The organism is Photorhabdus sp. P32 (genome assembly GCF_038085095.1).
Classification (GTDB): Bacteria; Pseudomonadota; Gammaproteobacteria; order Enterobacterales; family Enterobacteriaceae; genus Photorhabdus; species Photorhabdus luminescens.
Genome location: NZ_JAZGJN010000205.1, coordinates 1 through 20649, shown reverse-complemented (window position 1 = coordinate 20649; position 20649 = coordinate 1). Strand labels below are relative to the sequence as shown.

The following is a 20649-nucleotide window of genomic DNA, read 5'->3' as shown; positions in this document are numbered from 1 at the left end:
CATTCAAACATATTGTTTATTACCAAATAAATTATTATATATTCTTAAATATTATATCAACTTTTAATTGCATTATCTTACACTTCGCCTATACCAATTAGTAAAACCGCTGTTTATCTATTTCTAAAGAAATCAAAGAATGGATATTTACAATAAGTATGAGAAACCATAATTATGCAAAGTGTCACCGCTAATAATATTACATCTGAGAATGTTTCCTTTAATAATATTTCTATGCAGATTCTGCGCGAATTATTGCAATATCGCAGGCGCCTAACTGATCCAGGGAGAGACTCTACTAAAGAAGAAGAGATTATTAAATCTGTACAATTACCTAGAATTGAATACTTTATCAGGAATAAAAAACCTATCGAATTCATTTTACCCGCATTCCCAACCAAGTCACCAAACAGAAATAAAGTGCTTGGTACTGCTCCGGATATGGCAGAACGCTTATCTTTAATTTTTCTTAATTCTCTCTGCCAACGTATTCAGCTTTATTACCCTCCTGGCGCCCGTATTATTATTTGCTCTGATGGACATGTTTTTGGTGATCTCATTCGCGTAAGTGATAATATTATCAGCCAATATCATGAAGATATTAAACAATTACTTCATGAAGTGGGTGCTATCAACTTAAGTACATTTAACCTTAATGACGATAAAGAACTCTGCGAACATAGTGACGACTTCAATTTACAGCGACAGATGTTAGTCAAACATTATGCCCGCTCGGAAGAATCTATCAAAGACGAACTGTTGCAAAATAGCGATGGATTACAATTATATCGTGCAGTCACCCGTTTCTTGTATGAAGACAGCTTATTACCCGGCTATACCGGATCAAACAATGCCCTACAAAAAGATGCCAAACAAAGGGCTATTGGTGTTATTCAACGAAGTTGGGCATGGGGAAGTTTATTAGATACCCATTTTCCAAATGCCATACGTTTATCTATTCATCCTCAGCCAGCAAATAGTATTAAATTTGGTATTCATATGATGCCGACCCGGGATGATTGGTTAACCCCTTGGCACGGTGTCGCAGCCAATGTAAATGGACAATTCATACTGATGAAACACAAAGAAGTCCAGATGATGGGTGGAAAACTAGTCGATATTCATGGAAAACCCAGTCACTATGTGATTTAAAGAGAAATTATAATCTAAAGGAAAATAACGATGACAGCATTAAATAACTTTCAGACAGAAGAGATAACCCCTTTTGGTTTAGAAATTACGCCTCAACATTCCGATCAACATATTAATACATTATCAGTGGAACAACTGAAAGAACTCACTAGAAAATACCATCTGCTTATATTACGTGGTTTCAAATCTGACTTATCTGATCACAAAGAATATGAAGAATATGCCCGTAATTGGGGAGAAATAATGATGTGGCCGTTTGGTGCTATTTTGGATGTTCGTGAACACCAAGATGCTACCGATCACGTTTTTGATAACAGCTATATGCCGCTGCACTGGGATGGCATGTATAAACCGACAATTCCCGAATTTATTATGTTCCATTGTGCCCACGCGCCTGAAAGCGACCAAGGGGGCAGGACAACCTTTGTTAATACTCGTCGTGTTGTTGCCAATGCTACTCAACAGCAATTAGAACAATGGAAAAATATATCTATTACTTATCGCATTAATAAAGTCACTCATTATGGTGGGGAAGTTCACTCTCCTTTACTGGAAGAACACCCGGACAAAAACGGATACGTTATCAGATATAATGAGCCAGCAATAGATGGAGAAAAATTCCTGAATAAACATGCTATTGAATACCATAATATCAGCCCTGATCAAGTAGAGAAATTTCAGCAAGATTTTATCAAAATATTATATGATAAACGCCATTTATATGCTCATGCATGGAAAAAAGGCGATCTGGTAATTGTGGATAATTTCTCTCTGTTACATGGACGTGAAGGATTTACTTCTAAATCAGAACGGCATTTACAGAGAATCCATATTCAATCTAACCCAGTATTTAATAATCAAGCGTTAAGATTATAATATTCTTATACAACGAAGAACCAGAAAGATTATTTGACTCCCACTGTAACTTATTGGGAGTCAAATGATCTATCTTTACAAAAAATTGTACTTATTAATCTAATCCGCCAAATTCTTATATTTATACCCGTCATCTTTCAAGTTGCCTCTTTGTTGGCTGCACTCGCTCACCCCGGTCACATAGTTATCTATGCTCCCGGGGATTCGCTCCCTTGCCGTCGCGATGCATCTTGAAATCCATTGGGTATAGTTAACTTCACCAATATACCAGCATTCAGAATAATAAGACTTTCCCTCGTCATCTTCATTTATTCTAAGAATACCTAGCTCTGAAAAACCATCAGGTAATCGTAAGTTCCATTCTTTGCATAAACTCCGCTCACTTAATAAAGTTATTTTACCAAACCGACCATATCCATTACGCGTATGTTCATTGAAATATTCCTCAGATGTGAATATACATAATTCACTTGAAAACATATCAGGCAATACAATGGAGCAAGTAATTCTTATATCATTTTCGTTGTCTGGCTTCGCCTTATAAATGTTATAAGCCGCATCTATCAAATCTTGAGCACAAATAGATTGAATATTTTTGTTAGTCTGCTTTCCTTGTACCAATGCTGAATGCACCGGAATTTTGACATTCCAATAACCGTAAGAATAATCATTTTCAGTGATAACAGGAAAATAGGTTCTATATGACTCGGACCATATTTTCAATGAGCGTAGTCTACGAGGTATACCACGCAGTTTTTTATTGCTCAACGCTATTCTACGCATAGACATTTATAATTTCCTTCCTTAAATAGCAGCATTAGTTTTGGTCTGGTTTACCTTACCATCTAAGTTTAAGGTAGCCTTAAATTTCCCTTTGTTATCAAAAACCTCAAGATGGTTTTTATGTTGACTATCAAGGTATGATCGATCACCTTTCAATTACTTTCCCAATATTGTTATTGGCTTTATAAACACTCTGACCCTGATATATTTGACTGGTTTTTTATGTACTATTTCTTATTTGAGTACCAAAACCGAGTTGAGTAAGAAATTCATTCATATTCCCTACAGCTCCCTAATTCGGTTGATACAGTTATCAGCCCATTCCCGCACTTCTGCCGGTGTGAGGGAATCCAGTCCCTGCATTCTGGCTTTTTCCTGAATTTCACTCATCCGGGCACTGTAATCACCCTGTAATGCTCGCAGCTCTTTAGCAACAGCAACGCATTGCTCTGTACCGGTACAGCTTGTTATTCGTGCCTGAACCTGGTCATATTCCTGCCGATATTTATCCCGACTGTCGTATGGCAACTGCTATCTCCCTGACAGTTGACCAGTTCTTCGCTCCTTGAACGATTCTGGTCAACGCTTAAATGGTTATTCTCGACAACAACTTTTTTCTCTGTCGCGAAGTTTGACACCGAACCCGATTGAGGCCATTCACGGTGGTCAGGAGAACAGCTTTACAGTTTTTCTTTTCTTAAATACACACAATATCCATTGCCAATTTTTATTGGCTGGGGATAATCGAGACGTTCCATATGGGTGTTGATAGTAAAATCACCTTCAAAATCTGCTATGACCTCAGTTTCAATTTCTGATGCAATCTCTTTGTTATATTCAGTGAATTCACCATCATAATAAAAAAACAGATGAATATTTTTATTGTTCAGCATAGCAATCACACATCTCACATTAGGGGTTATGTTACCAAGCAAAGCTCTTTGTATTGATAATTTTAAATAACTAGATAAGTCAGTATTATTACGCATAAAATCTCCTGTTTTGCACCACTTATGGTCTCGCTGGGACAATGTGAACACCACTTTTACTATAATGTACAATCCCATTAGTTGTAGGCATAGAAACTCCTGTTTGCGGATCTATGTAATTCCCTATCACATGTCCATAATTAATTCGTTCTTTTGAACCAGGAGTTCCAATAGGAATATTCCCAATCTGTTGTCCACTTCCTATCTTCTGAAGCAATGTTTGTGGAGGAACAGTGATGATACTTTTATTTAAACCTGCATCTGAAGCTATCTTATACTCATTTGTACCAGGTATATGTTTATTCTGTTGTCCTTGGTTAATAGATACATTACTTTTAGTTGCTCCAACAGATTGTTTAGTTCCTTTACCATTAGTCAATGCTGGAAGAGTCATTGCCATCATCCCTGCGGTCTCTTTATCAAATCCCATCGACTCAAAGCGTTTTGTCCATTTTTGCTGAGCTACAGTTCCTTCTGCTTCCATTCCCAATGTATAAGTTGCTGACAGATAACCTTTAAATTCATTCGGTAAAGTATCATCTTTGGCCATATGCCTAATGGTCCTATCAAATACATTCCATTGTTCAACAAGATAACCATATTTCTGCTGGCATTGTTCAGGAGAGCGAGAACAAACCTCCTTGATTTCCTCCTGTTGCTGGACATTAGTATTGACCATATCTTTAATGACTTGCCTACAACTTTCTCCCTCACATTTTCTGGCTCTCTGAGCAAAGTTATCAAGCTGGTTAACACTTAGGTAGTTATTCTCAATAACAACGCATTCCATTGCGAAGTTGACCGCCGAACACCGATTTTTTCTATGGTACTCAGTCAGTTACAACCTGTTTTTCCCTGTACGGTTTGACTCCCGGCCAATAACACCCCGACGCGACTTTTCAGCCCGATAAGCCATTTTGTCCGGCGTAATGAACTTCACCTTTAGAGCTAGATGGTTGCCCAACATTTTGGGGTATAGTTCACAATGGCTAGGATTTCTACTTTACTTATTAGGATAGTTATAATGCTCAGGCACCTGATAATTTTCTGGTATATTCGGCCACTCTGAATTTTTTAAGAAAGTATCAGAATCATCTTTTATATCCTCAAAAAAACCAGACAATCTCATTGAATGCACTCTAATGTAAACTAATGCGGCTTGCATGGTAATTTTATCATCAATAAGCTGTGCTTTTTGTAATAAACAAATTGCCTCTTTTAGCCTATGCATATCCAGAAAAAACATTTCATTTAAATCACTTTCATAATCAATTAATAAGTTATCAGTGACATTACTTTCAGAGATTTCTTTCGAAAGTTGATGATAACTATCATTTAACATTTCAAAGAAAAGATCTTTAATCATTTTGGGAGTCTCCTTCCTTCAGCTGCTGCTGCCTTAGTTTTATCTAAATTAATCGAACCATCCAAATTCAACACATGAATAAAGTTTCCTCTCTTATCAAAAACTTCCAAGTGGTTCTTATGACGGCCATCTAAATAGAATTGATCGCCTGTACGGATATTATCACTTATATCATTTGATGCTTTGTAGACACTCTGTCCTTGGTAGATCTTACTAGTTTTTTGTGAGTTTCCTTTCGCTTGGTTACCAAATCCTTTCTGTTTAAAGAATTCATTCATATTCCCTACAGCCCCCTGATTCGGTTGATATGGTTGTTTGCCTTTTCCGACATCCCCGCGGCCTTTTGCTCCAGCTTTACTGATCCCTCCGGCCACTCCCGCAGACGCCGCAATCCCCGTCTGCCCCATAATCTTCACGATTTCCTGGGTAGTTTCTTCTGAGCCGCCGGTGACTTGAGCACGATGGAGCACTAAATTGCGGGAGGCATCAATATTTGACATCGCACCCCGTAAATCAGCCCATTCCCGCACTTCTGCCGGCGTGAGGGAATCCAGTCCCTGCATTCTGGCTTTTTCCTGAATTTCGCTCATCCGGGCACTGTAATCACCCTGTAATGCCCGCAACTCTTTGGCAACCGCGACACATTGCTCTGCACCGGTACAGCTTGTTATTCGTGCCTGAACCTTATCGTATTCTTGGCGATACTTGTCCCTGACAGTCGTACGGCAACTACTATCTCCCTGACAGTTGACCAGTTCCTCGCTCCTTGAACGATTCTGGTCAACGCTTAAGTGATTATTATCGACCGCATTCTTCCCGGCCTGTGCCCCGGTAACGGCGCTCCCGGTAGAGTCACCGGCAATGCCGCCGGCCAGCCCGGCCGCCAGGGTAGAAAGGGTGCTGACAGTCTGTTTCTGCTCCTCCGTTAACTCACTGACTTTTGCCTTGTCGCCGTAAAGCTGCTTAATCAGTACTTGAGCCGCCAGTTCACCGGAAGCGGCCCCGGCTGCTCCCGCCAGAGCATTATTACCGCTCACCTCCGCCGCCACGGCGCCCAAAATCGCATGGGCCAGCGTGTTGGCGGCGATATCCACCTGATGGGTTTGTGGGTCAGTAGTCAGTTCTTTAATCACGCCAGCCAGATACGGCGAAGCACCGCCGGCCAGCGCCTGACCGAGATTGTTCCCCGCCAGTCCCTGAATCGCTGCCGTAGCCGCCTGTAACGCTTTTTGATATTTGCCGCCGGTCCCCAGGCCGGAGTCATTCAGTGCCTGCGTGTAGGCAGTGTCATAGATTTGTTGGTTGATATCCGCCGAAGTCGGGTGTTGATTGCCCCGGTTAACCAACTTTTCTCTGGCATCGGCTTGATCCTGTTCACTGATATGATTGAGTTTCGCTTTCGCCGCTTTTGTGGCGATAATTTTCCCTTCCGTCCCGGCTATCTCGGTCATCTGGGCGCTGAGTTCGCCAATCAGTTGCGCCTGTTTCAGCCGCTGCTGTTCTTTTTCCTTATCAAATATCGGACTCAGGACATTGGCGGCGTTATCGGTATCGCGACTTAAGTTCGCGGTATCCTGCGTTTGGTGGTCCTTATCTCGGATAATCAGGTTGCCGTCACTGACGGCGGCATGCGTGGTACTGCTGTCATGGCCCTGATTATGGGCCCCCGTCAGCGCATTGACCGCCAGATTATTCAGCACCTGACCGGTGGTTGGCTGACCAAGGCTGACGCCCGCACTCTGCTGCTCAACGCTAAAGTCCGCTTTATTGTGAATATCCTTGAAGCCTAGTGTCCCGGTGTTGAGGGTGTTTTTGGCTTTATTGGCTTGACTCGCTATCACCGCACCGTCCAATTGGGTGTGGTCGCCGACGTTAACCTGATAACCGCCTTTACCAGCAAACAGCCCGGTTTGCTCCTGCACTGAATCGTAATTGCTGTGCAGTTTGTTGCGGCTGGCATTGAGGCTTGCTGTACCGTTGGTGAGCGGGCCTACGGTGGCACTGACGCCGGCGCTGGCATTCTGTTGTCGGCTGTCATAGCGCTGACTGTCTTGTTCACTGCTCAATGACAGATGGCGTTTTACCTCGGCGGTAATTTGCTCTCCCTTCACCTGTGCCCCTTTTAACGTCGTATCCCGGCCGCTGTTCAGCTCAACGGTCTGTCCCGCCTGTAACGTGGTGTTATGGTGGCTGACGCTGTTGCCGTTTTCACGGCCGTTACCCCGGCTGACATTGGCCGAGACGTTCAGACCGGTGCCCCCGGGTCCGGCGGTCAGGCCCACGCCCAGCGAGCTGCCGTGGCTGCTGTTCTTGCCGGCGGTCTGTTCGGTGTTCTGGCTGGACGAGAGCGTAATATCCCGACTCGCATTGAGTTGCAGGTCTTTGCCCGCCTGTAACTGGCTGCCCTGAATACGGATATCGCCGTTCGGACCGGATGTCCCTTTATCGCCACCGTGCGCCGTTATCGTGAGATTATCCCCGGCAGTGAGATGGCTGCCCTGTTGGGTGGTCTGACGGGACTGCTGTTCTGAACGAGCAGACTGGCGACCGTAGGACAGGCTCACCCCGGCCAGATTGTTATTGCTGCGGTTGTCACTGCCCTGGGCTTCGGCCAGTCGGGCAGCCTGCGTCGCTTGCACTCCGCTGAGGGCGGCTTTGGTGTTTTGCAAGGCTTTCAGGCGCGGGTCGGCAGTCTGTTGCGCTTCATGGGCCGTTTGCACGGCCGTGTTGATGGCACCCCCGGCGGCGCCGCTCAGCGCCACGGTTAAGCCGCTCTGTTTTTGTTCGGTTTTTGTTGTGGTGTGATTGCGGTTTTCCGCACTGGTGACCGTGACCTGTTGACCGGTCAGCGTCAGGTCTTTACCGGCAATCACCTCACTGCCGTGAACCCGGAGCTGTTCCCCTGCGTTGAGCGTCACATTGCCCTGACTGCTGCCGACCGTGCTGCCTTTACTCAGCTGGCTGTCGCTGTCGGTGGTGACTTTCTGGCTGGCTTTGCCAACGGTAAAACCAATCCCGCCCGTGCCCATCAGGCCCGATTTTTTCTCCTGCCGAAAATGGGTTTCACCGTGAGATTCTGCGGCGGTGGCGACGGTAAGCTGATGACCGGCGTTCAGGCTGACATCCTGCGTGCCCGCCACATTGCTGCCGCGGATATTCAGGTCTTTACCGGCCTGTAAAGTCACTTTATCGCCGCTAAATGTGGTACTGAGCGCCTGCCGGTCATGCACTTCATCGTGGGTTTCCACCGACGACTTCGACAGCCAGCCTTTGCTGGTCTGTTTACTGTGCTCCACTAAGTCGGATGCGGCGGTACCGGTTGTCAGCGTCAGGTTATGCCCGGCCTGTGCCGTCAGTTGTTGACCGGCATTGACGTGGGCGGCGGTGGCGGTCAAATCCTGCCCGGCTTGCAGGGTCACATCACCGGTGCCGGTTATCTGGCTGCCGATATCCTGTTGTTGGGTCAGATGGCGATAGTTATCTTTCCCCCAATTCCCCTGCTCTGTACGGTGGGTGCTTAAGGTGTCCAGCGTCAGGTTATGGCCGGCGGTTATCTCGGCGCGACCGTCTTTACCGGCATTCTTCACCTCACTGGCGGTTAATTGCACATTGTTGATGGCGCTCAGCGATAAGGTACCTTTATCGTTCTGCACATAAATCCCTGCCGGACGGTCCAGCCAGCGGTTAGCCTCATCCCCGCGCACAGTTGATGCACTGGTGATATCGCGACCTGTCAAAGCTACCCGGTCATCCCCCTGAATCTGCCCGCCCCGGTTGGTGAGCGTCTGTTGGGCCGTCACATCCACTTTGCCGCCGCGAATAAAGCCGCTGTTGGTCAGATTGTTGGCGGTCAGTTGGGTGACGTCACGCCCGCTAATCGTACCGCTGTTGGTAATATCGCCCTGATTGTTGAGCGCCACGGTATTGCCGGCCAGCAAGGCGCCATCACTGCTCAGGTCGCCCTGACGGACACGCGCATACACCTGCGGCACGGTGACCACCTCAGTAGTCCCATCCGGCAAGGTCACGGTTTGGTTAGTCAGCCAGATAATATCCGAAGTCAGCAATGCCATCTGCGCCGGACTTAAGGCGACGCCCGGCGTTAACTGTTGCTGTTTGCCAAAGGTAATACCGGCATCCATCAGCGCTTTAAACTGCTCTTCATCGTTGTTGTAGCCGGTCAGATAGCGCCGGCCGGTCAGTTGGGTAATCTGGTCCCGCACCAGTCGCTGTTCATAGAACCCATCGCCCAGGCGTTTGTGAACCAGCGCCGGGTCGTGCGTTAACTGTTGCCGCATGTAATCCGAACCCAGCCACTGTTTATACTGGGTAAATTTCGGGTCGGTTTCGACCAGATAGTGGCTGTCACTGCCCGGTTGCACCGTATACAGGCTGTTATCCGGCAGGCGGGTATTGGGGGTCACTACGCGTATCGCCGGGTCGATTGTTTGCCCTTTCACCGTTTCCGGGGGCAAACTCAGTTCAAATGGCTGGCCGGGGGGCAAGACCAGCGGCTGGTCGTTTATCCCGCTCACCGGTTTGACCGCCGTGGGGGCATCGTGTATCTGACCGGTCTGTCGGTCCGTAATCGTGATATCGGTGTTCTGTGGACGGGTATGGTCCTGCCAGGCCAGCGTTTTCAGGTCAATCGTTTCTATCACCGGGGCAGGGTGATAACCACTGCGGCTTTTCCCCTGCGAGGTTTTAGTGCCGCGGAATCTGGGCTTAAGTCGTTTCTTTTTCGCATACCAGTGAGTCTGGCGACCTTTATCGGTGGTGATACGTTCGCCCTGAGTCGCTATATTGTGCAGTTCACCGATTTCGCCGTTCAGCTCGCCGCCGGCGACAATTTGGCTGTCGTGATTGGTGACCTGCGCACTGTTGAGCGTGATATTGCCGCCCGCCAGAATTTTACCCGGGTCACTCTGTTTGACCTGCGTTTCATTCACGGTGCGGGTGTACTGATATTCGTAAAAGTCATTACTGCGGCTGCCGTCCGGCATGATGGCATCGTGCACGCCATATTTGTTGTGGCGGGAAGTGTCCACCTGCGACCAGTCATAGCGGGTGGTCTGGCCGCTCAATACCGCGTCGTGATGTTGCGATTTTTCCGTTTCGACGACCTGAGTCACCAGACCGGCGTTGGTGTTGTTAATCTGGTCGGCCTGAATTTTCAGGTTTTTCCCGGCCTCAATTGTCGCGGCGTGGTTATTGAGCTCACGCGCCTGACCGGTGGCTGTCAGGCTGTTGTCCAATTGGCCGCCGATATGCATATCGCCTACGCTGTAAATTTGGGCATGGTGACTGTTATTCAGTGTTTCGGTGCCGATATCCAGTCGGTCCCGCGCGGCAATCACGGCGGCTTTGCCGTCCTGTGCGCTGTTATTCAAGGTTCCCGTCTGGAGGGCAAGCTGGTCGCCGTAAATGCGCCCGGTGCCGGTATTGTTCAGGGTGTTGGCCGTGAGATGGGTCAAACCGCCGTCAATCAGTCCGGTATTGTTCAGCGTATCGCGGACCTGGATTTGCGTTTGCCCGGCGCTGATTTCACCGGCGGCGCTGTTGGTGAGATTGTGGGCGTCAAGATGCAGCGCCTGACCGGCTTTTATCTGGCGGTCATTGCGGAGATTGCCGGTGGTTTTCAGGGTCAGATTGCCATTGGCCGCGGTGTTGCCGGTATGGTGAAAATCCTCGGTTAAAGCAACCGCCATATCGCCCTGCGATAACAGTTGGCCGTCACCGCTGAGAGCTTCGGCGTTAATATCCACCTGTTTCCCGGCAATCAAGGTGCCCTGTTGGTTGTTAATCCTCAGATGCGGTTGCTGAGCTTCGCTGTTGATAGTGAGCTGTTTGCCGGCGGAGACCAGTCCCTGAATATTATTCAAGGTCTGGCTGATGTTTGCTTGCAGGCGGTTAGCCGCCCGTAAAGCCCCCTGACTGTTATCCGCCTGTTGGGCGTTGACCGTCAGGTTTTGCGCTTCCAGTCCTTTATCCGTCTGCGCCGTGTCGCGATTAATCAGGTGAGCGGTACTCAAGGTCAATTTCTGACCACCACGGATAAGGCCGCCGGTGTTATCGGTTTGGGTTTCAACATTAAGAGCGGTATCGCCCACGGCTTGCACCTGCCCGTGACGATTGTCGAGCCGCTGGGTTTTCAGGTTGAACGTACCGGCCGACAACAATTTGCCGTCCCGGTTATCCGTCTGCGCCTGTCGGGTGTCGATAACCAACTGTCCGCCTTGCAGATGACCGTGGCGATTGTCCAGCGGGCCGCTGGTGACGGTGGTTTTGCCCTCGCCGAGAATCTGGCCCTGCTGGTTATCCAGTAACTGGCCGTCGGTATCCAGATTCAGGGCGTCTGCGGATTGTAAGGTCCCGTTGCGGTTAGTGAGTTGCTGACTGTGAATGTCCAGCCCGCCATTTCCGGCTATCTGGCCCTGAGTATTATTGAGCGTGCTGCTGGTCAGCGTCGTTTTGCCGTCCGCAGCTATCATGCCGCCAGTGTTATCGATGTCGCCGGTACGCAGGGTTAACTGCCCGCCGCTTAACAACCGGCCCGCTTTTTGGTCGGCATGGCGGGTATTGGTGAATCCATGCCCGTGGGTATCAACGGCCATCTCGCAGCCGGATTGTAACCGCCCCGCCGTGTTATCCAGTTCACCACTGTTTAAGGTCAGAGTGTCCTCGGCTATCACCTGTCCCGCCGTATTGATGAAGGGCTGGCCGGTAGTCTGGCTGTTGATATGCTGCGCCAGCAACACCCCCTGCGTGTTATCCAGTGTCTGGCTGGTCGTGGTCAGTCGGGTTTTGGCTTCAAGATGGCCGTTAGCGTTTTGAATGGCTTTGCCAATGGTCAGGGTGGCGCTGTCCCCGGTGGCAACAAGGCTACCCCGGCGATTATCCAGTTGGGCGGCGCTGAGCCGGAGCGCATTGCCCGCTTCCAGCCGGCCCGCCTGATTGTCCAGCGTGTCTTTGACCGTCAGTGTCAGCGAGCCCTTGTCGGCAGCCACGAGGTTGCCGTGACGATTATCGATGGTCGTTGCCTTAAGGTTCAGGTTACCGTTGCCGGCAAGGGTGCCGTTCTGGTTATTTAGGGTGTTCACCGTCAGAGATAGCGTATCTTTGCCACGTTGTTGCATCAGCCCGTTTTGATGGCTCAGGGTGTCCGCATTGATAGTAATCTGCCCGGCCTGCGTTTCAGCGTGGTTCAGTTGCAGTTCACCGGCTTGTATCGTCAGGGCGCCGTTGGTGAGCAGTTTGCCCTTATCACCCAGCCAGCGTTGACTGTTGAGTGACAATTTCCCGTTGCCCGCCAGTTGCACTGTGCCCTGAGTGTTATCTGCGTGACGCGCAGTGAGATGCAGGTCCTCGCCCTGACTGGCAATGTTGCCCTGATGGTTGTCAAGCTGGTCTGTGGTGAGGATCAACCGTTTCCCTTGATTGAACACTGTCCCTTCACGGTTATTCAGCATGCGAGTGTTAAGCGTCAGTTCACCGGTACCGGTCTGGTTAATTTTTCCTTTCAGGTTAGAGATATCCGGCGTCGTGAGGTGGATTTCCTGTGCCACTAATTGCCCGCCGTCGTTGTTAAACCGGCCGGGGGTTTTCGCAGTCAAACGGTCGGCGTTGACGGTGGCGCGAGCGGTACTTATCCCGTGTTGACTGGCATTCAATTGAATCTGACTGGCGGCGGTCTGGCTGTCGCTCAGGTCAATCTGTTGACTGTGGATCGCCAGCGTATCGGTCGCCAGATTTTTGCCATTGGCCTGAACGTGTTGCTCGGTCAGGGTCAGTGAACCGGGGCGGGTGGTGTTGCCCTTATCATCCAGTCCGGCGGCCCAGACGCTGTCATGGCTGCTGTGTATGGTGCCTGCGGTGACGGTGGTATCGCCGCGGGCCTCCACCCGGCCCTGATTCTTTAACTCCCCTTTGGCTTGTAAATTCACCGCCGATTGTGACAGTAATTTGCCGGTGTTCGAGACATCGGCAGACGACGTTAATTGCAACGTATCCCGGCTGCTGATGGCGCCGCGATTTTCTATCCAGCCATCGGCGGTGATATGCACGTCCCCGGCAGAGGCCCCGATATTGCCGGCATTATGGACGCCCACCCCCGTTTCGGTGCCTATTAGCCTAATTTTATGGGCATACATGCCGCCCAGTGCCGCCACATCCAACGCAAACTCCGGGGGCTTCTCATTGTCTGCCGATTTTTTCTCAATCTGTTGATGCGCAACATCCACAATATTGCGCCCGGTAGTCACTTTCAGGTCTTGGGCATGTAATTTGGCGTTAATCGCCACGGAGCGGGCGATAATATCGGTGTAACTTTGCTGGGTGCTGTCCATGCCGTGCCCGTCAATCCGCACGTCCCCCTGATTGACATCAAACCCTTTCAACCGGCCCCGTTCCATCAGGGCTTGTCCGGTGGTGAGCGTGGTGCGATGCGCGTTAATAAACCCGCAACCGTTACAGGTGATACCGGCCGGGTTGGCAATAATCACCTCGGCTTTATGCCCGGCCACTTCAATCCAGCCGTTGAGGTGACTGCGGTCGTGGCTGTTGACCTCGTTGAGGATAACGCTGGCATCCCCTTTGGCTAACTACGGATTGCCCGCCACCATGCCGCCCAGTTGCGTCTGCGTGGCCTGATGGCTGTTATTGAGGATAACCCCTTGTTTATCCACATCAAACTGACGGTAGCTGTTGTGAGAAACGCCATCAGAGCCGGGCGTCTGGATATTGACCTGCGGCGTACCGTTGGCGCTGCGAATGACGGTCGGCTGCTGACGTCCCGGCGCCTGTCCATCGGCCACAATCGCCGCCTGTGCGGTGAGTGAAATCCCGCCAAGGGCGAATAACATCCCAAACCGTAGCGCAGTAAGCCGACAACGACGTTGCAGTGAAGAGGGGCGACGAGCGCGGCGTCCCGTTTGTCCGCGCCCGGCACACACTATCTCGACCACCACCATCCACATCTGACGGGCCTGATTAAAAATAATACGATACAACTGCTGGTTCATGATTTTTACTCCACACAACACTACCCACTGGCAGTTTTGCTATTTGAATTAATACTGCCAATACAGGTTGAATCCGGCCGTGACCGGGGAAGTTTGGAAACCGGCGGGTTTGGACAGCGGGACACCGACAAACAGGTCGTAGCTCACCCCTTTCAGGCTGCCTCGCCAGCCCAGGGCGCTCCCCGCCAGGTGTTTTCCGAGCAGAACGTCACTGCCCCGTCCGCCCACTTCGCCATAGTCGATCCCCAGATACAGCGATTGCCCCCGCAGCGGGGTTTGCCAGTCCAGTTCGTTCCGGCTGTACCAACCCCGATCAGCGGATAAGGTCAATTCGCCATCAAAGCCGCGTACCGTCCAGCGGCCGCCAATCGAGAATCGATCCTGGGGCGTCAATGGGCTGGCGCTTATCTGCCGCAGATACTGGGTTTGATAAGAGAAGGACTGAGAAAACAGCGTTAACGGCCCGGCCAGCGTCGCCGAGAATTGGGTGATTTTGGGTAAAGCCGTCCCCTCATTGCGGTACTCTTCCGGCGCCGGTTGCGCGCCAAACCAGCGCATGCCCTGTTGGTAAGTCACCTTGGTATCGAGAGTAGCACTGCCGATAGTGTGATGATGGGACAGCCCCAGCTTCCAGCCTGCGGTTTCCCGGCGCTGAACATCGATTTCAGTGTTGTCAATAAAATTACGGGACGCCCGGCGATAAATTTCACCGTTGAGCAGGGTTTTCTGGTCGGCGTTGCGGTGTAGCACCCGGCTGAGCTGGACCGCCAGGTTTTGGCTTTTTCCCCGGTATTGAATCGCCTGATTCAGCCCGGCGATTGTCTGAATATAATCGTAATGACTGGCGGTCACGCTCGCCATCCAGTAGCCGAAGGGCAGCGAGTAATAGAGCGTGTCGTTTTGGCTGCCTTTCCCGGCAGACGCATGAATATCGCGCCCCTCGGAGAGATAGAACAGGTCGCTTAGCGCCAGCGGGTTATCCAGAAAAAAGGTGAGTCCGCCCTGATAACGGCCGGTGCTTTTGGACCCGGTATCATCCAGATACGTGGCGACTCGCCAGTGCCGGGACTGACGCCAGTCCAGCACAATATCACTCTCCCCCGGCTGTTCTGCCGGGACAATATTCATCTCCGCCTGAACGGTCGGAAAACGTTGCAAGTTTTCCAGTCCCTGCTCAATGTCCCGTAAATCCAGCAGTTTGCCTTCACGCGCGGGGAATGGCGTTATCCGCTGGATATATTTCCCGCTGTCAGGGGTATAGCGGATATGCCGGATGTTGCCCGGTATCATCACCAGTTTTAGCGTTTGGGTACGCAGATCTTGGCGAGGGACCAGAACCCGGCTGGTAACATAGCCGTGATTGATGAGTTGATCTTGTAGTTGGGTCATCAGCCGGTTAATGCCCTGAGCGCCGAGGCAATGGTTTTCGCCCTGTTGGGCGACACGCCTGAACGGCAACCAGTGCGGGAAATTTTCGGTGCCGGTCAACACGACGCGGGTGATCGGAAAACACGGCGTTTCCCGCGGAAATGCGGATGACACCGTCTGTTCGGGGACAGACAGGTGAACCTCCGCAGGGGGTGGGGCTAATTGCGCCTCCAGGGCTTGCTGGCGGGCCTGTTGATGAATGAGTTGTTGTGCTGAGAGGTCTGCGGCCTGACTGCCTGAAACCACGTTACAAAAAACTGCAAACACTAAAATACTGCTTTTCATTGACTTTCTATTCCACAATGCTGAAGCGGTATTAACCATGAATTTAGCTTAGCGATCAACATTTAGGATTGATGATCAGCTGGACATCTAAAATGAGGGGATTGGTTAAGATAGCAGCAAAAACAAGGGGTTATATTGCAAGGCAAAAAACAGGCAATGTGATTATTTTGTGACAATATTGTATAAAAAACAGATTAATATTAATCGTTTAATAATCAATTCTAATAATTTCAAATTAATTTCATTTTTTGTGTTAATTGTGTGATTCATATCACATTTATGATGTTTAATTTCAGGATGAAATCACTGACGAAGTGATACTTGTCGTAAATTGGTGATGAAATGTTATCTTTTTTGATTAGGTTAGATGTGACTTTTAGCTCAGTTGGCAGAACTGGCATTATGTTATTTCGGATTAGGGGATAGCTATCAGACAATTAATGCTCGTTGAACGCAAAACGCTGTATACCCTTATCATTAAGCTCGATAGCAAATCGCGAAAGCCGCCGTGAAAGTGTTATACGGGTTAAAACAAAAGGTTAGGACTATCACATTCGACAACAGTTTGGTGTTTGCAAAGCATGAGCTCATCAGTGAAAAATTAGAGGCGCAAATTTACTTTGATCACACCCCTGCTCATCTCTGGAAAAGAGGGATCAATGGATTAATCAAGTAATACTTTCCAAAGGGAACCGATTTTAATGAAGTCTCTGATCAGGAAATAAATTTCGTGGTAAACCGATTCAATAATCGCTCCCGAAAAACTCGGAGTGATAAAATATCCAATGAATTATTTAAAGGAATACAAATATGTTTACTTCCAGAGTAACGGTATTGCACTTATTATGTAAATCTTTCCTACACTATTAATAGGGTCATTCAAAGTTATCCACCTTAATAAAAACCTACTTTTTATTTTGAGAAAAATAACTTCCTCACCAAAGCGATTATAAATTAATTTTAAAATAACATTTAGCAATAATCAGTATAGATATCCCAGTAACTCTCTAACAGAACAATGGACTAAGAAATAATAATAATATGAAATACCCAATCATAGTTATACTGAGGAGGAAATTAACCAAAGAGGAGAATGATAATGTCTATATCCCTTGAGTACTTTCAATCTGCAAAATTTGACGGTAATTTATATCTCAAATGTCACGGTGAAATTAGTAACAATACAGAAATAAAATACACCGTAACCAATTTGAATACAAAAGAGATATATGAATGTTATAGTGAAGATAATCAACTCGTCTGTTTGACTTCACTTAAAGCCGCAAATTATACAATAGAGACCACCCTTATTCAGGATGGTAAAACAATTGCTGATCTTACACCAGAAAATATAGAAATAAAAGAATCAGATTTCTTATTTGATATCAATAAGGAAATCGATGAGATAGATAAAAACAAAAGTGACAATATCGACATTAACCATATACCACCGAAAGAAACATTCCCCAAATATAACACTATCTCTTTAAAAGGAAACAATGATATCCCAAATAAAAATTTAAAGTATAATCTTGAGATTATGTTTTTCCCTGATGGATTAAAAAAATTTGAAATAGAAAAAGATAATTTATTACCTATTTTTAGTTCATATAAAAGCGTAATAGAGATAAAACCTGTTTTTAATCAAAAAGATTTAGATAAGAAAACCTGGAAAACACCCGAATTCAGTAAATTAACTCACCTATACAAGATAGATGCTGATATTAATCATGCTGATTTAGTCAAATTAGCCAATGAACTGGAGAAACTAGATTATGTCGAATTTTGCTCTCTGACACCGATTTTGAAAGAGCTACCGCCACCACCTTTGCTTCTATCCGAAGAGGAAACAGTAACTCCTGAGTTTGATACTACTCATATCGTTACACCTGATTTCTCACATTTGCAGGGATATTTAGATGAACACAACGGTATGAATATCAGAAAAGCCTGGGATGAAGGTTATAAAGGCAAAGGCGTCACTGTACACCACCTTGATTTTGGCGTTTATAGAAACCATGAAGATTTAGTTGGTAATATTACGGTTATCAACAGCCGCCCAGAAACACAAGATTGTAATCACGGTACAGCAGCTACCGGCTGTATTTCTGCAAAAGATAATAAATTCGGTGTGACGGGTATTGCTCACGAATGTCAATTCCGTTTTTATGATGTCGATGATTTTGATAGAATAATATATAGCTTTTTACCCGGAGATATTATTAGCTTAAATATTCAAACTGTAGCCAATAATAGATATTATCCTTTTACCTACCTCAAATCTAATTGGCAAAAAATAAAAAGTTGTGCTGATGCAGGAGCAATCATTATTTTCGCTTCTGGTAATAGTGGTATTAATTTAGCCTATGACTTCACTTTCCCTAATTATGGCGATCCTGGCGGTATTATGATCGGTGCCTGTACATCAATTAATGGACACCGATTAGGCTTTTCCAATCATAATCTTTACACCAGTTTAAACTCCTGGGGTGAAAATGTCACAACTACTGGATATACAAACTTACAATATCTACCAGGAAATAATAGAAATTATACTCGCAGTTATAATGGCACATCCAGTGCTACACCTTTAGTCGCAGGTGCATTAGCACTTATTCAGTCCTATGCTAAATCAAAATATCATAAATATCTTAATTGCACTCAAATAGCAACACTGGTTAGAAGTAGCGGTTCTACAATAGGAGAACTACAAGGAATCGGCACACGACCAAATGTCGCAAATGCTTTCAAATTAGTTGATCGTCTGTTTTCTTAATTCAGATAAATGATTTCAAATTAAAGTAGCGATATTTTATCAAGGCCACCCGTTATTCTACGGGGGCCTTATATTAATTAAATAATTAATGCAGTTTTAATCGTGGGCGAATTACACGGTTAATGCCGCCAACAAGCATCATCAAACCCGTTTTGATATATCCATGTAAGGCTACCTGATGCATACGATATAAAGAGATATAAACAGCACGAGCTACACGCCCTTCTATCATCATTGACCCACGCATTAAATTACCCATCAAACTACCCACCGTACTGAATTTAGATAATGACACTAATGAGCCATGATCTTTGTAGGTATATTCTTTTAACGGCTTGTCATGCAACAAGGCAATAATATTACTATAACAGCGACTGGCCATTTGATGAGCCGCTTGCGCCCTTGGTGGAACAAAGCCGCCTTCCTTCTTCGAGCATGATGCGCAATCACCAATGGCAAAAATATGCTCATCAAATGTCGTTTGCAGCGTTGGCTTCACCACTAACTGATTAATCCGGTTGGTTTCAAGTCCGGCAATATCTTTCATAAAATCAGGTGCTTTGATACCAGCAGCCCATACCATAAGATCAGCCTTAATCAGCTCACCCTCTTTAGTATTCAGCCCATGCTCATCAGCACTGGTCACCATAGTTTTAGTTAATACATGAACGCCAAGTTTGGTAAGTTCCTGATGTGCCGCAGCAGAAATACGTGCCGGCAATGCAGGCAAAATTCGCTCCCCTGCTTCAACTAACGTAACGTTCAATGCTTCTGAACTTAGCCCTTCAAAACCATAACTGTTAAGCTGTTTTACCGCATTGTGCAATTCCGCTGATAACTCAACCCCTGTCGCACCACCGCCAACGATAGCAATATTAACCTTATCTTGCTGACCGCAGTTTGCAGAATACTTAAGAAACAGATTCAACATTTCATTATGGAAACGATGAGCCTGTTGCGGGTTATCCAGGAAGATACAGTGTTCTTTCACACCTTGTGTATTAAAATCATTAGATGTACTGCCGAGGGCCATAACCAGAATGTCATAGCTCAATTCACGTTCAGGCACCAGGACTTCGTTATATTCATCCCTGATCTCAGCCAAAGTGACTTTTTTGCTATCACGGTGGATATCAGTCAACGTCCCTAATTGGAAACTGAAATAGTGGTTACGGGCATGAGCCAGATAACTCAACGCATCAACTCCATCGTCAAGGGAGCCGGTGGCTACTTCATGTAATAACGGCTTCCATAGGTGACTTTGGTTACGATCCACCAGCACAATTTCTGCTTTCTTCTTGCGACCTAACTTATGCCCCAGACTGGTTGCCAGTTCCAAACCACCAGCACCTCCACCAATGATAACAATTCTCTTCTTTGGTGTTGTCATGACTACTCCACTAAAATGTAAACCAAATGTTATTTAAGGGCAGTAAAATAATACCTTTAAATAACATTTAGTTTTATACCCGTTATCTTTCAAGTTGCCTCTTTGTTGGCTGCGCTCACTCACCCCAGTCACATAGTTATCTATGCTCCCGGGGATTCGCTCCCTTGCCGTCGCGATGCATCTTGAAATCTATAGGGTATATATAAATAACTGATGTGATAATTACAGAATATCATGACTGGTTAGTGGCTCATACCAAAATTGAACAACATCAAATTCTTTTGAATAAATAAACATCAATCACAAAATTTGTCAATTTATTTTCAATCGGTTGGATTCAGCTCTTATTTCTTTCACTTCCCCATTTACACAGGAAATAAAATATGAGCTAAAAAAAGCTCTTAAGGAATCTGATATCAATGAAATTTTAGGAATACGACCATGCTAGACGCATAAAAAAGAAGGCGCTTTCCCGCATAAATAATCACCAATAAAGGTAATCTCTCTGGCAATAGAACAAACACTTGAAAATGGATAATACGAGTAAAAAGTACTTAAAAGTTATATACCCGTGCTCATTGAAA

Annotated in this window: 10 protein-coding genes and 2 pseudogenes; 4 read left to right on the top strand and 8 right to left on the bottom strand. The window is 46.9% G+C overall.

The genetic code is table 11. The annotated features are described in order from the left end of the window. The first annotated feature begins 174 nt into the window (after positions 1–174). Together pvcA and V2H77_RS03815 are read left to right on the top strand one after the other, a co-directional pair. Positions 175–1152, top strand: coding sequence for an L-tyrosine isonitrile synthase (gene pvcA / locus V2H77_RS03820; RefSeq protein ID WP_341497744.1), 978 nt, complete (start codon positions 175–177; stop codon positions 1150–1152). Positions 1153–1182: 30 nt separating this feature from the next. Next, entirely contained in the window at positions 1183–2028 is an 846-nt protein-coding gene (locus V2H77_RS03815; protein WP_341497743.1) for a TauD/TfdA dioxygenase family protein, read from the top strand. Positions 2029–2127: 99 nt separating this feature from the next. On the opposite strand, the gene V2H77_RS03810 is transcribed toward V2H77_RS03815, so the two are convergent. The 7 genes and pseudogenes from V2H77_RS03810 to V2H77_RS03780 all read right to left on the bottom strand — a co-directional run bounded on the left by V2H77_RS03810 (position 2128) and on the right by V2H77_RS03780 (position 15899). Further along, positions 2128–2817: a DUF3916 domain-containing protein gene (locus tag V2H77_RS03810; protein ID WP_341497742.1), complete on the bottom strand. Its 690-nt coding sequence runs from the start codon at positions 2815–2817 to the stop codon at positions 2128–2130. Between the two features lie 276 nt (positions 2818–3093). After that, the gene (locus tag V2H77_RS03805) at positions 3094–3339 is read right to left on the bottom strand and encodes a hypothetical protein (RefSeq protein WP_341497741.1); all 246 of its coding nucleotides are present in this window, start codon (positions 3337–3339) and stop codon (positions 3094–3096) included. Between the two features lie 152 nt (positions 3340–3491). Continuing rightward, the gene (locus tag V2H77_RS03800; RefSeq protein WP_132346547.1) at positions 3492–3800 is read right to left on the bottom strand and encodes a hypothetical protein; all 309 of its coding nucleotides are present in this window, start codon (positions 3798–3800) and stop codon (positions 3492–3494) included. A 22-nt stretch (positions 3801–3822) separates the two neighbouring features. Then, complete coding sequence (locus V2H77_RS03795; RefSeq protein WP_341497740.1) at positions 3823–4590, bottom strand: polymorphic toxin type 50 domain-containing protein; 768 nt, start codon at positions 4588–4590, stop codon at positions 3823–3825. 213 nt (positions 4591–4803) lie between these two features. Continuing rightward, positions 4804–5166: a hypothetical protein gene (locus V2H77_RS03790; RefSeq protein ID WP_051691095.1), complete on the bottom strand. Its 363-nt coding sequence runs from the start codon at positions 5164–5166 to the stop codon at positions 4804–4806. Further along, positions 5163–14186, bottom strand: a pseudogene (locus tag V2H77_RS03785) (two-partner secretion domain-containing protein). The gene V2H77_RS03790 and the pseudogene V2H77_RS03785 overlap by 4 nt, the downstream one beginning before the upstream one ends. A 48-nt stretch (positions 14187–14234) precedes the next feature. Continuing rightward, entirely contained in the window at positions 14235–15899 is a 1665-nt protein-coding gene (locus V2H77_RS03780) for a ShlB/FhaC/HecB family hemolysin secretion/activation protein (protein WP_341497739.1), read from the bottom strand. Positions 15900–16336: 437 nt separating this feature from the next. On the opposite strand from V2H77_RS03780, the pseudogene V2H77_RS03775 reads away from it, so the two are divergent. Both V2H77_RS03775 and V2H77_RS03770 read left to right on the top strand, forming a co-directional pair. Beyond that, positions 16337–16728 (top strand): annotated as a pseudogene (locus V2H77_RS03775) (IS30 family transposase); the annotation flags it as partial. Positions 16729–16998: 270 nt separating this feature from the next. After that, positions 16999–18675, top strand: a complete 1677-nt coding sequence (locus V2H77_RS03770) for a S8 family peptidase (protein ID WP_341497738.1) — start codon at positions 16999–17001, stop codon at positions 18673–18675. Between the two features lie 85 nt (positions 18676–18760). Here the strand turns inward: V2H77_RS03770 and V2H77_RS03765 are convergent, their stop codons facing one another. Then, entirely contained in the window at positions 18761–20065 is a 1305-nt protein-coding gene (locus tag V2H77_RS03765; protein WP_341497737.1) for an NAD(P)/FAD-dependent oxidoreductase, read from the bottom strand. Between the last annotated feature and the right edge of the window lie 584 nt (positions 20066–20649).

Excerpts from the sequence above, each read along its gene's own strand:
- pvcA (WP_341497744.1), top strand. The coding sequence starts at position 175 with ATGCAAAGTGTCACCGCTAATAATATTACATCTGAGAATGTTTCCTTT.
- V2H77_RS03815 (WP_341497743.1), top strand. The coding sequence starts at position 1,183 with ATGACAGCATTAAATAACTTTCAGACAGAAGAGATAACCCCTTTTGGT.
- V2H77_RS03810 (WP_341497742.1), bottom strand. The coding sequence starts at position 2,817 with ATGTCTATGCGTAGAATAGCGTTGAGCAATAAAAAACTGCGTGGTATA.
- V2H77_RS03800 (WP_132346547.1), bottom strand. The coding sequence starts at position 3,800 with ATGCGTAATAATACTGACTTATCTAGTTATTTAAAATTATCAATACAA.
- V2H77_RS03795 (WP_341497740.1), bottom strand. The coding sequence starts at position 4,590 with ATGGAATGCGTTGTTATTGAGAATAACTACCTAAGTGTTAACCAGCTT.
- V2H77_RS03790 (WP_051691095.1), bottom strand. The coding sequence starts at position 5,166 with ATGATTAAAGATCTTTTCTTTGAAATGTTAAATGATAGTTATCATCAA.
- V2H77_RS03780 (WP_341497739.1), bottom strand. The coding sequence starts at position 15,899 with ATGAAAAGCAGTATTTTAGTGTTTGCAGTTTTTTGTAACGTGGTTTCA.
- V2H77_RS03770 (WP_341497738.1), top strand. The coding sequence starts at position 16,999 with ATGTCTATATCCCTTGAGTACTTTCAATCTGCAAAATTTGACGGTAAT.
- V2H77_RS03765 (WP_341497737.1), bottom strand. The coding sequence starts at position 20,065 with ATGACAACACCAAAGAAGAGAATTGTTATCATTGGTGGAGGTGCTGGT.